The organism is Methylomonas sp. AM2-LC (assembly GCF_039904985.1).
GTDB lineage: Bacteria > Pseudomonadota > Gammaproteobacteria > Methylococcales > Methylomonadaceae > Methylomonas.
Map to the genome: position 1 here is coordinate 150,669 of NZ_CP157006.1, position 14,034 is coordinate 164,702.

General features: G+C 41.1%; 18 protein-coding genes. 10 read left to right on the plus strand and 8 right to left on the minus strand.

Annotated elements, in window-relative coordinates; translation table 11 throughout:
• Positions 1-340 precede the first annotated feature (340 nt).
• On the plus strand, positions 341-604 hold the full coding sequence (locus ABH008_RS23195) for a hypothetical protein (protein WP_347990025.1): 264 nt from the start codon (positions 341-343) through the stop codon (positions 602-604).
• Positions 605-735: 131 nt separating this feature from the next.
• Here ABH008_RS23195 and ABH008_RS23200 read toward each other — a convergent pair whose 3' ends face one another.
• From ABH008_RS23200 to ABH008_RS23210, 3 genes are read right to left on the minus strand one after another with little or no spacing between them, the layout of a single operon-like run.
• On the minus strand, positions 736-993 hold the full coding sequence (locus ABH008_RS23200) for a hypothetical protein (RefSeq protein ID WP_347990026.1): 258 nt from the start codon (positions 991-993) through the stop codon (positions 736-738).
• The gene (locus tag ABH008_RS23205) at positions 990-1,223 is read right to left on the minus strand and encodes a hypothetical protein (protein WP_347990027.1); all 234 of its coding nucleotides are present in this window, start codon (positions 1,221-1,223) and stop codon (positions 990-992) included. Before ABH008_RS23205 ends, ABH008_RS23200 begins: the two co-directional genes overlap by 4 nt.
• Positions 1,220-1,897: a hypothetical protein gene (locus ABH008_RS23210; protein ID WP_347990028.1), complete on the minus strand. Its 678-nt coding sequence runs from the start codon at positions 1,895-1,897 to the stop codon at positions 1,220-1,222. Before ABH008_RS23210 ends, ABH008_RS23205 begins: the two co-directional genes overlap by 4 nt.
• A gap of 332 nt (positions 1,898-2,229) precedes the next feature.
• Between ABH008_RS23210 and rimP the strand changes: the two genes are divergently transcribed.
• From rimP to ABH008_RS23250, 8 genes are all read left to right on the plus strand, one after another.
• Positions 2,230-2,715, plus strand: coding sequence for a ribosome maturation factor RimP (rimP, locus tag ABH008_RS23215; RefSeq protein WP_347990029.1), 486 nt, complete (start codon positions 2,230-2,232; stop codon positions 2,713-2,715).
• 701 nt (positions 2,716-3,416) lie between these two features.
• Entirely contained in the window at positions 3,417-3,995 is a 579-nt protein-coding gene (locus ABH008_RS23220; RefSeq protein ID WP_347990030.1) for a hypothetical protein, read from the plus strand.
• Between the two features lie 172 nt (positions 3,996-4,167).
• Positions 4,168-4,584, plus strand: coding sequence for a hypothetical protein (locus ABH008_RS23225; RefSeq protein ID WP_347990031.1), 417 nt, complete (start codon positions 4,168-4,170; stop codon positions 4,582-4,584).
• Positions 4,585-4,817: 233 nt separating this feature from the next.
• Positions 4,818-5,564, plus strand: coding sequence for a PRTRC system ThiF family protein (locus tag ABH008_RS23230; protein WP_347990032.1), 747 nt, complete (start codon positions 4,818-4,820; stop codon positions 5,562-5,564).
• Positions 5,565-5,577: 13 nt separating this feature from the next.
• Positions 5,578-6,495: a hypothetical protein gene (locus ABH008_RS23235; protein ID WP_347990033.1), complete on the plus strand. Its 918-nt coding sequence runs from the start codon at positions 5,578-5,580 to the stop codon at positions 6,493-6,495.
• 38 nt (positions 6,496-6,533) lie between these two features.
• Positions 6,534-6,848 carry a Lar family restriction alleviation protein gene (locus ABH008_RS23240; protein WP_347990034.1) on the plus strand — a complete coding sequence of 105 codons (315 nt, stop codon included), beginning with the start codon at positions 6,534-6,536 and terminating at the stop codon, positions 6,846-6,848.
• Between the two features lie 90 nt (positions 6,849-6,938).
• Entirely contained in the window at positions 6,939-7,091 is a 153-nt protein-coding gene (locus tag ABH008_RS23245) for a zinc ribbon domain-containing protein (RefSeq protein ID WP_347990317.1), read from the plus strand.
• 98 nt (positions 7,092-7,189) lie between these two features.
• Positions 7,190-7,600, plus strand: coding sequence for a hypothetical protein (locus ABH008_RS23250; protein WP_347990035.1), 411 nt, complete (start codon positions 7,190-7,192; stop codon positions 7,598-7,600).
• A gap of 504 nt (positions 7,601-8,104) precedes the next feature.
• On the opposite strand, the gene ABH008_RS23255 is transcribed toward ABH008_RS23250, so the two are convergent.
• On the minus strand, positions 8,105-8,731 hold the full coding sequence (locus tag ABH008_RS23255) for a hypothetical protein (protein ID WP_347990036.1): 627 nt from the start codon (positions 8,729-8,731) through the stop codon (positions 8,105-8,107).
• Between the two features lie 868 nt (positions 8,732-9,599).
• Between ABH008_RS23255 and ltrA the strand changes: the two genes are divergently transcribed.
• The gene (gene ltrA, locus ABH008_RS23260) at positions 9,600-10,811 is read left to right on the plus strand and encodes a group II intron reverse transcriptase/maturase (RefSeq protein WP_347990037.1); all 1,212 of its coding nucleotides are present in this window, start codon (positions 9,600-9,602) and stop codon (positions 10,809-10,811) included.
• Between the two features lie 75 nt (positions 10,812-10,886).
• Here ltrA and ABH008_RS23265 read toward each other — a convergent pair whose 3' ends face one another.
• From ABH008_RS23265 to ABH008_RS23280, 4 genes are all read right to left on the minus strand, one after another.
• On the minus strand, positions 10,887-11,144 hold the full coding sequence (locus ABH008_RS23265) for a hypothetical protein (protein ID WP_347990038.1): 258 nt from the start codon (positions 11,142-11,144) through the stop codon (positions 10,887-10,889).
• A gap of 136 nt (positions 11,145-11,280) precedes the next feature.
• Positions 11,281-11,775 carry a DUF5131 family protein gene (locus ABH008_RS23270; protein ID WP_347990039.1) on the minus strand — a complete coding sequence of 165 codons (495 nt, stop codon included), beginning with the start codon at positions 11,773-11,775 and terminating at the stop codon, positions 11,281-11,283.
• Between the two features lie 259 nt (positions 11,776-12,034).
• Positions 12,035-12,898 carry a DUF5131 family protein gene (locus tag ABH008_RS23275; RefSeq protein WP_347990040.1) on the minus strand — a complete coding sequence of 288 codons (864 nt, stop codon included), beginning with the start codon at positions 12,896-12,898 and terminating at the stop codon, positions 12,035-12,037.
• A 34-nt stretch (positions 12,899-12,932) separates the two neighbouring features.
• Positions 12,933-13,349: a hypothetical protein gene (locus ABH008_RS23280; protein WP_347990041.1), complete on the minus strand. Its 417-nt coding sequence runs from the start codon at positions 13,347-13,349 to the stop codon at positions 12,933-12,935.
• Positions 13,350-14,034: the final 685 nt, after the last annotated feature.

Below are 14,034 nucleotides of genomic sequence, written 5' to 3' on the forward strand. Positions count from 1 at the left end.
TCGCGAAACGCCGTCAAGCCATTTGGAGCCTAGCTCTTAAGCCGTTTAGGCGCAAGAGCAGGCGACGAGGGCGAATCGGGGCCGCCGGAGGCATTAAATGGTCGCGTAGTTTTTGCCGCTTGTTGGGGCTGGGATGCCCCTAAACAAGCTTTCGCAAAAATAGCGACTCGCTTGATTGAGTTTAACGCTGTATAAGCGGCTAATAAATAAGTCAAAGCACACACTTTCAAGTGTATTACGATTAACGCTGTATAAGCGGCTAATAAAGAATGCATTGGCGCGCAGGTTGAAAGCTGACGGTTTAACGCTGTATAAGCGGCTAACGTAACGAGCATAAAAAATGGAAAGATATTACAAAATTACTGTCTCAAGCGAAATCAAAAGAATGACCAATGAAGAATTCAATATGTTTGTTACAAGACAAATAAAAGTCATTAAGTCAAGAAAAGTTAGTCGATCTATTAAGGAACGCCTGATTAGCGAACTCTCAAGTCAAGAAAACTATATTAGTATTCTTGAAGAAAAAGAAAGGGATCAATTGTCTATAGATATAGATCACAAATTAAAAAAAAATCAAAAATGGATGGATTACATAGCTGGGTAAATTTAACTGATTCCCCGGATAGTAATTACCTGGTGATAGCGTAAAACACCTTTCATCAGGTGAGTGATATCGGCGATTTGAGGATAGTTAGTCCCCCGCTGAGGGCGGGGTTTTGGGGTGTAGATTAGAAATTAGGTTTTAATGTTTTTGCCATTGGTCAGCGTGATTATTTGCCTGCCGTTTTCGTCGGTATTTTGATCGGCTAGAATTTCTAAACATACCTGCACGGGATAGGGGATTTCGTTGGTCCCTTTCCAGTATTTGCCAATAGTTACGCGTGTCAGGTTTAATAGTTCGGCTAACTCTTGTTGATTTTTTCCTGTGCGAATGATGAGCGTTTTGGCGTAGATTGGGCTAGTGTTATGGTTAGCGGCGTCTATAACTTTCATTTATCAGGCTCACTGTAAAATAGGGTAACGGCGTTCAGCACATCAAACAAATCCTCGCTACTCATATGACGATAATTTTTGTGATCCGCTGAAACTCTCCAGCCTTGTAATTTTGATTTTGAAACGGGCGTTTTAGCCCGCGCCATTGCCGCGAATATCATGTCATCCAAAGCCTGCTCATCAGTAAGCCGGGCTAATAGGCCGCGAAGTTTTTTATAGTGTTGGTTCATTTTTGACGACTACCAAGGCCGGTCAACGGCGTTTCTCCACGTTCAATTTCAGTTATTATGTTTTCAGTAATTTGAGCCGCGCTTAATTCAAGTTCATGCGTGTAAATAAATCTAAATTTAGAAAAACTAGCCATAGGCTTCCAGCCTTTTCCATTATCTATATACGTTATAGCACCTAACCCACCAGACGAACCCTCGTCAGGCCATGCGGCTGGTATGTATTTACATTGATTAACCTCATCCCACAAATAGCATGGGTATTTGAGCATAACAACATCGTCATTTGCATTGTAAATAATCACTGGTGAAATGTCGTATGCATGATAGCCATCACATGCAAAATCCTGTTTCCCTTTTTTTACAAACTTTGTAATTTTATCGGTGCCAAAAAACGAATTTTGTTTCATTTCTGAAAATTTTTTTTCCATCGCAGCCAAAGATTCTTGTGATCTCACATAATCAATACCTGGTTGCGCGCGTTTGATTATCGACATAACTCTGTCGATATGAGATTGAGTAGACTCAAACAATGTGCGAGCAGCATCACTGCCAATCAGTTCGCCCAGCTCTCTTTTATTTTGACGTATATATGCAATAAAATTCATATCCTCTTCAGATATTTGAATCAAATTGTTATTTTCTTGTGTGTTTTTAATAAAATCTAAAAAATTCATGATGTTTCTCCAAAGGTTGGTGATAAAGAGTTAATCCCCACTACGGTGGGGAACTTTGTTTGCTCGGTAATTCTAATACTAACAGAAGCGGTTGATCCCCAAAACTTGGGGAACGGTTTCTATTATACATATTACATATTTTTAAAATAGATGCAAACTTTTTTATCATCTTATCCCTCCTTGGATTTATTATTTTCCTACAAATGTTTTTCATATCAGGGCTTGCTCTAAATCGCTTTCGAAAACATAAACCCTAATTTCTAAATCGTTTGACTTTTTCAAGTAACAATGATTTAATTAAATGAACTAATTTAATTTTAAGAATCTTTACCATGAACATAGCGCCATCATTCATTGTAGATACAATAGAACCAATTATTGAGCAACTTGGTTATGAGTGCCCAGGAATTCAATTTATCAAAAGAAATAAGACTCGTCTCGTGGTGTTTATCGACAAAAAGGACGGGGTTACTGCTCAAGATTGTAAAAAAGTAGCTTACCATGTATGTAGATCTCTTTCTGTGGATAGCCCTATTGAAGAAAATGACTACTCTCTTGAAATCACTTCTCTCGGTGATGACCGTCCTTTTTTCAAATTTACTCAATTCAGAAAGTACATTGGAAGCACAATTCAAGTCAAACTAATCAATTCTCAAGGCAGAATTAAAAAGGTAACCGGGCAGATTCAGAGTTTGGATAAAGAAGAACATATTTTGATTCGAAAAGGTGAAAAAGTTATCAAAATCGCATTTTCGAACATCAATCAAGCGAAATTAGTCCCTGAATATTTAATAAATCAGGCATGTTTTATCAAGTAGCCTAGAAAAATAGAAGATAAAAGTGGCCGGGCAATAGCCGAAAAAGCAAAGTGTATTTTTTCAGAACATATGATTTAATTTTCTCATGGACACCCTCATTCGCCGTCAAGTCTATAAATACCGACTAAATCCGAAACATCAGCAGATATTGTCGGCGCCGTTAAAGTACTAGCGAGAGGCCGTGCCATCATAACTGAACAAGAAGCGTCTGCAACAGGAAACAAGCCATCGCCTTAAGGCAAAATGGGAATCCTATTCGTTTAAAGCGAGTGCCGGATTCAACCGTAAAGATTTTAGTCCGTCCTTGGCCTAAAATCGGTCTACACCGGCACGGCTTAATGTCTTCGACGCCCTGGCCGTCCACGTCGCTCGAAGGTAGGACTTCTTGCTCTCTTATGACTCTACGCGCTATCGGGAGGCCTTGCAGGTTTTCCATGAAAACCCGCCCGGCACCTGTGCGCTTCCAGGGACTATTTGGACGACACTCGCTATCGCGTAGTTTCCTGTCCAAACAGCGACGGAGGGGTGAATGTCAAAAAGCAATGTTAAGTCAACTTTAAAATCGGTGAATTGGATAGTGAAACGAATATCAAATTCACTCCGAGGAAATAGGGTAAGTTGTTTTTGGCTTAGTTATGTATTTAAATATATATTGCACCTGCAGTTTAGTTGAGAACAAAGTAGTAAAAACCTGAGGAAAAATGACAATTGAATCGATATACTACAATAGCTTTAGACAGGGCAAACAACCAAAAATACAAAAGCTAAGCATTGAAGATCATTCAGATATAACAATTCCATTAAGGCTTTATATTGGACAAATGATGGGATGTGCAGGATATAGACAGACAAACCAGATCAACAAAAGCGCTCAATGGTATTGGCCTCGCCGGAATGGTAATTGGTGGCTAATACCAGAAGCTATAAATAGATCCATAAATAGGTACATATACACAGAAGGTAAGTCAAATTTCTTACTCAGAAGTGCAATTGGTCGAGATAATATGGAGCTCTGGAAAGCCGCAAAAGAAGAACTGCGACATATAGGTGGAATAGTTTCAATAGATGATGATCGAATCGCACATTTGATCAACTATGACAAGGTTACTGAAACCCCAATACCTAAAAAACTTGGCGACCGTATTGAATTTTTATATGCCCGCCGAAACGTATCAGATTGTGAAATCGAAAAAGAAATTTTAGACTGGATGTTAATCGAAATCTGTCAGCCTATCGAGCAACCTTTCATAGTTCTCGATAACACAAATTTTATCGAATGATCCGGTAGCGTCCCTTATAAAAGAACAAGAAGTCCGGCGTGCGCCGGTGACATTAATCCTGCAGGCGTAGATCGATTTTTAGACATGGATAAACAAAAATATTTACGGCCGGAATTCGGCACCGGCAGAAATAGATTGCAATTACATTTTTTGAATAGAAGGACTGTAAAACGTGATAAATAAAGAAGATACTGAAGTAGAGAGAAAACCCCGTGCAGGATGGGGAGGTGCCAGGCCTGGCAGCGGCAAAAAATCGGATGAATTTAAAGCTCTCCGAACTGCTTTCCGCGTGCCATCGGATGTCGCCGTATTTCTGGATCAAGAGGAAAATAAGAGCGGCACCGTTGTTAAAGCGGTAAGGGATTATTATTCTCGAAGGTATTCCGGTGTAGAAACTGAATCTGTGGATAATGTATCTGTTGAGAATGTTGAGCCTGTTTCGAAATCCAAGAAGGATCGTGATTATGGATTAGATAAGTCTTCACGAATCGCTGTACGATTCCCAGAGGATGTTGCGAATCTATTGAAAAAAGAACGTGTTAAAAGCGAGGTGGTAATTTCTGCATTAAGAGAACTGTATAATTTGTAGAAATCATATTTCGCTCCGCTCAACGAGCCATGAGCCGCAAGCAGAAATTCAGCAACAATTGGAAAGAGGATGTCAAATAACAATACTTGGAGTTCGTATAAAACCACATAAAATCAGGTTGTAATCAAAACTGATTATTGTCTTTAGAAAAAGCGCGTTATTACACATAAAACGTTTGACCATTTCAAGTTTGTATGTTTTAATGTACTAAAGTCAATAGCGAGAATTTTAAAATGGAAGCATTAAAGTCATTCAAATTTTGTACTCCATCGAACTGGATAAATAAAAACTTAACTATTAAGGTTATTGGTGTCGGCGGCACAGGTTCAGAAGTTCTTGGTTGCTTGGCACGAATCAATTATGCAATTAAAGAGCTTGGTCATAACGGAATTCATGTAATTGCCTTTGATGATGACCTTGTTGAAAGACCCAATGTCGGACGACAAGCTTTTTACCCTGCGGATATAGGTCATAACAAAGCAATCACTACAGTCGGTAGAATTAATATTCTATATGGGTTTGGATGGGAAGCTAAACCAGTTAAATTTGATCCACACGAAAAACCTAACTATAGCAATGATGCAGACCTTTATGTAACTTGTGTCGATAAGGCACAATTTCGAGCTGATTTCGCTAAAAAATTAAGAGAAAATTCAACCTACAATCATAAATACTGGATTGACACTGGGAATGGTTCTCATACAGGTCAAGTGATATTTGGTGTTGTCAAAGGACAAGAACCAACGCATATGCCAACAGTGTTTGATTTCCACCCTGAACTTGACGGAATGATTGATAACGATCAGCCCTCATGCTCTATGGAAGAGGCGTTATCGAATCAAGACCTGCCTATTAACCGAAGTATTGCTAATGCGGTTATGCAGATTGTATGGTCGTTATTGCGACATGGCGGCACAAATCACCAAGGGTGCTATATCGATATACAAAAAGGCACACAGGTTCCGATTAATATTTTTTAGAGATTATTATTTTATGGAAAATTTAATTCTAAACAGATTATTGCAAGCGAATCAGTTAGAAGAAGCTTTAAAAAAAATATGGGAAAAAATTGACCGCAACAATTATGGCTATTTCATTGATAGCAACTGTTATTACGAAGAAAGTTTAAAAAACAGATTTTTTAGTTATTCCCAGGAAGATAATCAATATAATTTTGATTTAGCTGAAGAATTCAAAAAAATTGTAGATCAAAATACAAAGTTAATTGAAGCTCTTCAAATTTTTGTAGGTGAGGATGTGCTGACATCCCCATATACTCATGAATGTGCCGATCTTCTTGGTCGAGAGAAAGGAACTTGGGGTGAAAGCGCAGAAATAACCTCACGAAATATAATAGAATCATCAATCTCAGAGATAATTTGTATTGCTAGTGAGACGGCACAAAGAAATAATTTTCAAAATCGAGTGTATGACTGGTTGAAAGCCTGTTTCGGTAAAGAAAAGACCAGTGATAAATCGCAAAGAAATTTCAGATTCCTTGAGGAATCCCTAGAGCTAGTTCAATCGACTGGATGTACGTCGAGAGAAGCACACATGCTAGTTGATTATGTTTACAACAGGCCAGTAGGTGAACCCAGTCAAGAATGCGGGGGTGTTATGATTACACTTGCTGGCTTATGCATAGCAAACGAACTCGATATGTCAAAGTGCGGCGAAACCGAACTGGCTAGAGTCTGGAATAAGATTGATCAAATAAGGGATAAAGAAGCTGCAAAACCTGAGAAAACTCCTTTGCCAGAGCATGTTCTACCAATTGCTATAGATACAATCGATACGATTTTGAAAGGTGACAAGGAGCAGGGAAAAATAATTATTCAAAATCTTATTGATGATCGTGACAATAGAATTAAACAGCTAGAAGCTGAGCTTATAAAGGCGCTAGAACATTAGTCAATTTGTGTTTTTCTGTTCCCAATTTTTTTTGATAAATGACCAGCCGCCTGAATTCTGTAAAGAAAATAAGTATTGATTGGACTGCGATAATGCCATGTCCTTTTTGTAGCAACCCAGGAAAATTATTAGCTTCAAAGCCATTAAGTGAACCTGATTCAAAATGGGGCGCAAGTGCTTGCGTATATTGCTCTACGTGCGGGGCTGGTGGCCCGGTAATAGAACCTTTGGAAAATATGCTATATACAGATATGGTTAATCTTGCTATTAAAAAATGGAATAAGAGGGGAAATCTTTGTGACGCAGAAAATAAACTTAGAAAAATTGCAAATATACTGAATTCTAATAGTTAAATTAAAAGTTTTAACCGAAATTATAAATGATGATTTTTTATCGGATTGCTCGAAAAATCCCGTCGTTCAGGGCGAGGATGAATAGCGCGGATAAGCCAAGCGCGGTTCGAGTGCGTGGAATGCGGTTTCGAGGAAAACGCCGATCTGGTCGGTGCGATCAATATGTTAAGGGCGGGACACGCCCGGTTACCGTCCTTTAGGGCGGCGAGGATATCAATGTGTTGGGGATTCACCAAGCCTTAGCAGAGTTTTTAATGAGCATCCTCTTTGGATTAGCTGCTCAACAATATCAGATGCAATCGATTGTATCGGACTTATAGATCAATTTCGGGGGAAATCAAATGAGTCAATTTTTTAACCACTATCTAATAGACGATGCAGCTGAAATGTTAGTCAGTGAGGGATTGAAGTTTTCTGACACGGAAGCCGGTTATACCGTTATCGAAATGGCCAAAGCTTATGCGAAGATGGAGCAAGCTAAAATAGACGCTCCAAGAATGCCAATTAATGAGTTTGTTTCTCGAAAAGAAGATATGAGTCCTGATGGCTTACTAAGACTATTTAGGCAGGAGGATGGTGATATCTGTGTTGTAATCGTTACTCAGTCAGGAGAAATGGTTTCTGTTGAGTTTTGTGTTCCTGGCATCGGGGGTGGTCGATCTGGTCATACACTAAATGCACTCAATAATTTGGCGCTGGCCATGATGGAAGACAATAAAGAATTTCCAGGGCGGAATGGTGAAAGAAGATGAGTCGTCAACTACACTGACCTAAAGATCCGGAGCTTGGATTAACGTTTTTAAGCTTAGGTTGACCAGGGAAAGCGGTAATCAACCCACTACGTCATACACAATGCAAAGATCGAGCCGGTACCTGAAGGAATGGGTTTCTCTCGAATACTGATGAATTTAAAGCGATTGCCAAAATGGAAGTAAAAGCACAAATTAATGGGCTTTTTTTATCAAGTCACCACCGCTGTTTGGACAGGAAACTACGCGATAGCGAGTGTCGTCCAAATAGTCCCTGGAAGCGCACAGGTGCCGGGCGGGTTTTCATGGAAAACCTGCAAGGCCTCCCGATAGCGCGTAGAGTCATAAGAGAGCAAGAAGTCCTACCTTCGAGCGACGTGGACGGCCAGGGCGTCGAAGACATTAAGCCGTGCCGGTGTAGACCGATTTTAGGCCAAGGACGGACTAAAATCTTTACGGTTGAATCCGGCACTCGCTTTGAAAAACTTCTTCTCTAGGGAGAGGATGTCAAAAGGTTTTCAAAAACTCTGAAAATTCCGACTTTTCTACAAATTGATGATATTGCTTAGAGTCGTAAACTTTGCTATTAAATAAAACCGCTAATTCTTCTATACCGTTATAGAGCTCATCAGTTCTATTTTTTGAGTAAATTCTAATATTCGGTGTGTAGTCAATAAATCCATCTACAAAATTCCAACAATCATTGATTAGCTCAAAAAGTTTTTTAGAATTTATGCTGTATTGTGATTCGGATATATTTTTTCCGCGTTGCTCACCAGTTAAATAAAGCAATTCTTTTACTCTTTCACTACCATTTTTAGCAAAAACAGCTTCTTTTTCGGCACTAACAGACTCATAAATAAAGCCATCGTCTGTTTCAGTGCGAATAATAAAATCATTATTATGTATATGGGCAGCGAGTACGCCTCGAAAAGAATCATTGAAAACTAAGTTCGATACATCAAATGCTTGTTCAAGTAAATTTTGCATAATACTTTCTGCCTGTTTTTTAAATTGTTGGTGTATGTATGAAGGGGCAATAATTCCCCTAACTTCAGTTAATCCAAAGTTTTTCTCTCTCTGGCGCTGGGCTGCTTTTCGTTGAGCTGAGGTTTTGGCCATTGCAATTAACATTCATCCTCTTTAATTAAAACCCCAAGCCAATCTCAGAGTATAGATAAATAATAGTTCGTGACGCGTCACGAGTCAAGTTTTATATTTGGCTTTATGCTAAAAATTGAAACAATCGCTGAAAATCGTGGAAACGGAGCGCAAGCGAAGTGAAGATTTTTAGTCCCCGATAGGCGTAGCGCCGGGCGGGTTATCGCAGCGAAGCGAAGAAAACGTGTGACTGGCATGGTAGTCAGCAAGCTGGTGTAAATCCAGCCATTACCCTGTGAGAAGGGAAGATGTAGGTGAAGGCAAGGGTGTCCAAAGAAACGATGTATTGCTACCCAAGGGGGAATTACGGCAATACAGAGCCAATGCGGAATCTGAAAGAAGCTGGAGCCAAATCGATCACCTAAACGAAAGTGAACCTTCGTAAGGCAGCAACAGTGGGTAAGGCGCCGTGAGCCGCCTAAGCCCGATATTCTCACCGTAAGCTATTGTTGTAGTGAAGGTAGGTGGATCGAGAAATGGGTGACTACCTTACCCAGTGAAGGGCCGTCGGTTTGGGTCGGAGTAACTGCGACTCTTTAAGCCCTAAGCGGCGCAGCAATGCGGACGTGATGAGCCGAGGGTTTGCAGACGAAGCCGTAGTAGTCGTAAAGTTTGGTGCCGATGATGACATGGTGACATGCCAGAGGGTAAAACATTGAACCAGTGACAGGATGTTGGAGATGAAGGGTGGAACATGTAAGCGGTCATGGCCGTTAATTAGAGACTGGAGGGTCGAGATCAGCCAAATAGGAGCGATGGACTATTCACCACGTAAACGGTGAACGAATCCAACGTGCAAGATTGCTGAAAACCCTCTGCAAATACGCGTGAAATGAACGACATGAGCCAACTAATTGAGGAAGAAAGACTCTTCGAAGACCTCTGTTACGCATCCTATCTGCGGATAGGGTTTGAGCAAGTAAAGGAAAACAAAGGCAAACCCGGCATAGACGGCGTGAGCATTCAAGACTTTGAATTCCGACTGGAAGAAGAGCTAAGGCAGTTGCAGCAGGAGTTGCTGAACTGGACTTACAAACCATCGCCTGTACGCAGAGTGGAAATTCCAAAGCCGGGAGGTCAGGGGGGTAGACTGCTGGGTATACCAACGGTACGTGATCGTGTGGTGCAAACTGCGGTAAAACTGCTGTTGGAACCGTTGTTTGATCCGTATTTTTCGCCGCATAGTTATGGATTTCGTCCTGGACGAAGCCCACATGATGCGGTGCAGGCGGCGCAAAACATAGTCAACAGTGGCAAGCCGTATGTGGTGGATATAGATTTATCGAAGTTCTTTGATCGAATCCATCATGACAGGCTAATAGCACGAATGGGGCAACGGCTCATTGATAAACGCGTACTGCGCCTGGTAGGTCTGATGCTGCGAAGTGGCGTGATGATTGACGGTGTGGTTATGCGAAGCGAAGAAGGTACGATGCAGGGTGGGCCGTTAAGTCCGCTGCTCAGTAATATTGTACTGGATGAACTGGATAAGGAATTGGAAAAGCGCGGACTGGAATTTTGTAGGTTTGCGGATGATTGCAACATATTCGTTAAATCGCAGAAAGCGGCGGAACGGGTCATGGAAACAGTCAGCCAATTCATAGAAGGTAAACTCAAGCTCAAGGTGAACCGGGAGAAAAGCCAAGTGGCGAGATCAGAAGGGGTAAAGTTTTTGGGCTTTACGGTGGTGAATGGAACGATAGCCATCGCCCGTAAAGCCCTGCAAAACGCGATGGATAAAGTCAAAGCCCTTACGCCGCGCGGCACCCATATGGATATAGAAACCGCCCTCAAGACAATAAACCAATGGTACATTGGCTGGTCGAATTATTTCAGTCTAAGCAACTATCCTGCGCAATTGCACAAGATAGAAGCGCATATCCGGCGGCGACTGAGGGCTAGGTTGGTTGATCAGCAGAAGAGGAAGAAGAATCTTTATCGGACGCTGGTTAAAAGAGGGGTATCAAGGAATTTAGCGGCCAGAACCGTCTATTCCAACCGGAAAAGATGGGCGCTTAGTAAGACGGTAGCGGTTTCGAGAGCCTATCTGTAGCTGCTTGCAATCGAAAACGCGCAAACCAGCAATCAGCGCAATTTTCGACCGGAATTATCTGCAACTGACGGCGGCTCAAACCGACATTATTTGCAACTGAACTTGCAATCGATTACGCAAACTTGCAATCATCCGCCGCAAACCAGGATTATTTGCAACTGACACCAGTTCCAGAAACTCAACACCAAGGAAACAATATGGACGTTGATTCGTTGACGAGATAGTTGGACGATCAAGACCAGATTCGGCGTGAAGCGCATCTTGGCAAGACAAACTTCCAGAAAACGGAGGTTTTCTGGAAGCCTTGCTTGATCCCTGGATATGACTTAACACGCCCAACGGGTGCTCTATGCCGTACTGATCGAGGCTGGCGTTTCAGTTGCAAATAATCCTGGTTTGCGGCGGATGATTGCAGGTTGATGTGATTGATTGCAGGTTCGGTTGCAAATAATGTCGGTTTGAACACCCTTCAGTTGCATTTAATTCCGGTCGAAAAATGCGCTGATTGCAGGTTTGCGGGTTTTCGATTGCAGGTTGTTACATCTACTGATACACCAAGCCAAACATTAGGTAATGGGAATGAGTTATTTGCTTGTGCTGATCTGTTAACCCATTCTCGCATCCTCTCTGGACGCTTTGTGAGTATTTGGAAGGTATGCTGCTTTGCCTGTGCCATAACAACAAATATTTTTTCTATGAAAGAATCCGGAACTGACTCATGAAACAAATCCGACATAGAGTTTACAAAAATCATTCTCGGACGCTTCCATTTTAAAGGAATCGATAATCTATCCTCGTGACACTGAACATCTGTGAATTTACGTCCGTAATAAGACGTTACAGGATTAGCTGCCAGCCTTGGCCACTCGCGTTCGCAATAACAAAACTTGCATCCCGTGGAAATTTTACTGCACCCGGTTATGCAATTCCAAACTTCTGTGGTCCATTCTATTTTACTTGCCATTATAATTTGATATTTTGAGGTTACTCACGCACTAGTAATTTTGTTCCTAGCGATTTTTTGCAATTTGAGCAAAATGCTGTCTTGTTTTCTTTATAATCTGCATGGTTGTGAATTCCTGAATTATCAGTTGGTTTACCATCAAACCTGTACTTCCACTCGTAATATCCTGAATAAGTCCCTTTCTTGAAAAATTCTTAACATCCGCAATATGGGCATGATTGTATTGAGTTTAATTGCTCAATGATCGGATCAATATTGCTCATTTACTGACTATGCTTACTGGGTATTCATTGTAAACCCGTCCGCCAAGTATCCGGCCAGTCACATCTTTTCCAACACGTTTTACAGTAATGCAATCCGCATCTTCGTCTTGAGGTGGTGAATCTAAAAATTCACCTTGAGAATTTATCCATGCAAATTGACCTGGATGTGTACCAAATCCATCTCCACCTGCAGAACACCATTCACCCCAACTTTCGAAGTTAAGAGGTATTACGGCCTCTTCGCACTGGTCACGCAACGAAAAGGCCCAATCGGGGTGCATTGGTTTAGCGTCCTCTCCGTGTTCGCCTGAAACGACCACCCAATCAATTATTCCATTAAATTTTCCTCCATCACCACGATTACCACCTATCCATGGATATCCACCGTCTATCCTTCTTAAATCTAGGGGACCTAATAATGGCTGAACAGATACCCATCGAATAGCGGCCGGTGTTTGCATTAATAGAGGAATACGTTCCTGAGCAGTTTTTTGGTCATTAATTTCAACACCAATCCATACGTTTTTCAGTGGCCAGTCTTTAAAACAAAGATCAAGGCCATAAGCTGATTTAGCTTGGGATAAAACTGCTTCAAAAAAAACATCGTCTCGAAGTACAGCTCTCATTCTTTCAGGAAATATTGTTTTAATTAGAAACTGATGCTGAGGTGTATCAGCGATTACGGCGAAGACTTCTGGCAAAAACTCGTCTAATACATCTTCACCAAATAAGTCATGCGATTTGCTTACATGAATAATTCGCGGCTCGCCACAGAATATAGGTACATTTAAAATAGCGGGTGTCATGAAGTTTTCAAGGGGATTCCATTCTTCGTTTAAAATGGTTTTTTCGTTTTGCATAGTTTATTACCTGTATTCTTGTTAAGACCAAAAGCTAAATATCTAAAAACGAATTTCCCCGTGGACTATGCAAAACATCAAGCCTTTTCCTGCCACTCCCATTACCCCAGCCTGTTTTTGTGATAATTTCAATCCTGTCACGAGAAAATGAATCTATAACATCATCATTTTCTGCATCAGTTGCAAGAACAGATAACATGCCATCGCTCAAAAGTTTTTCTAGTTTATTATTAACAATCTGAAATTCGCCAACCATAATCACGTTGGCAACCGGATACACAATGCCGTGGTAACTTGAAACAACGCCTGATTTACATAGGCGGGAGAATATTTCGTATAAATCATCACCGTTTTCAGCTAGTCTTTTTTGGGTGAGGGCATTTTTTGTATCTCGTGGAAATTCGACCCTATAGTTAATATAAAGATCATCCGTCAGGCCGATTACACTCATAACTGTTGACACCTTCAAAAGCACCCACCCGTTTGATTAATTTTTGTTTAGGTATGGGCACATTTAAACATTATTACTTGAAAATGTCAAACAATATATTTGTATTTTTTTGCTCTGCAATCGAAATAATCGGCATTATCATTGTTGATTAATTTTTTCTATCGAACCAGTGCATGTTGTCCTTGAATTATGTTACCGCTAATTTGAATCTTCCTTTCAATACGATTACCTCTGATTTTCTCTCTCATGTTCTTCTAATATTGGCAACAAATCATTGAGCGTCATACAATTTTCCCGAAAAATAAACTCTATTTTGCTATTTAATTGAATAATGTTTACAAGCGAGTCGCTATTTTTGCGAAAGCTTGTTTAGGGGCATCCCAGCCCCAACAAGCGGCAAAAACTACGCGACCATTTAATGCCTCCGGCGGCCCCGATTCGCCCTCGTCGCCTGCTCTTGCGCCTAAACGGCTTAAGAGCTAGGCTCCAAATGGCTTGACGGCGTTTCGCGATGCCTTGCAGATCGGGTCAGAGGAGGCCGAAGCCTCCGTCTGCCCACAGAACCGTGCGTACGGGTCCGTACACGGCTCCTCATGCAAGATAGACCCACTGAGAAACATCAAACCAGTGCGCCTCCTTCTGGTCGGATCGTATGGCTTGGCCTTTATGCTTAAACCAGTCGTTG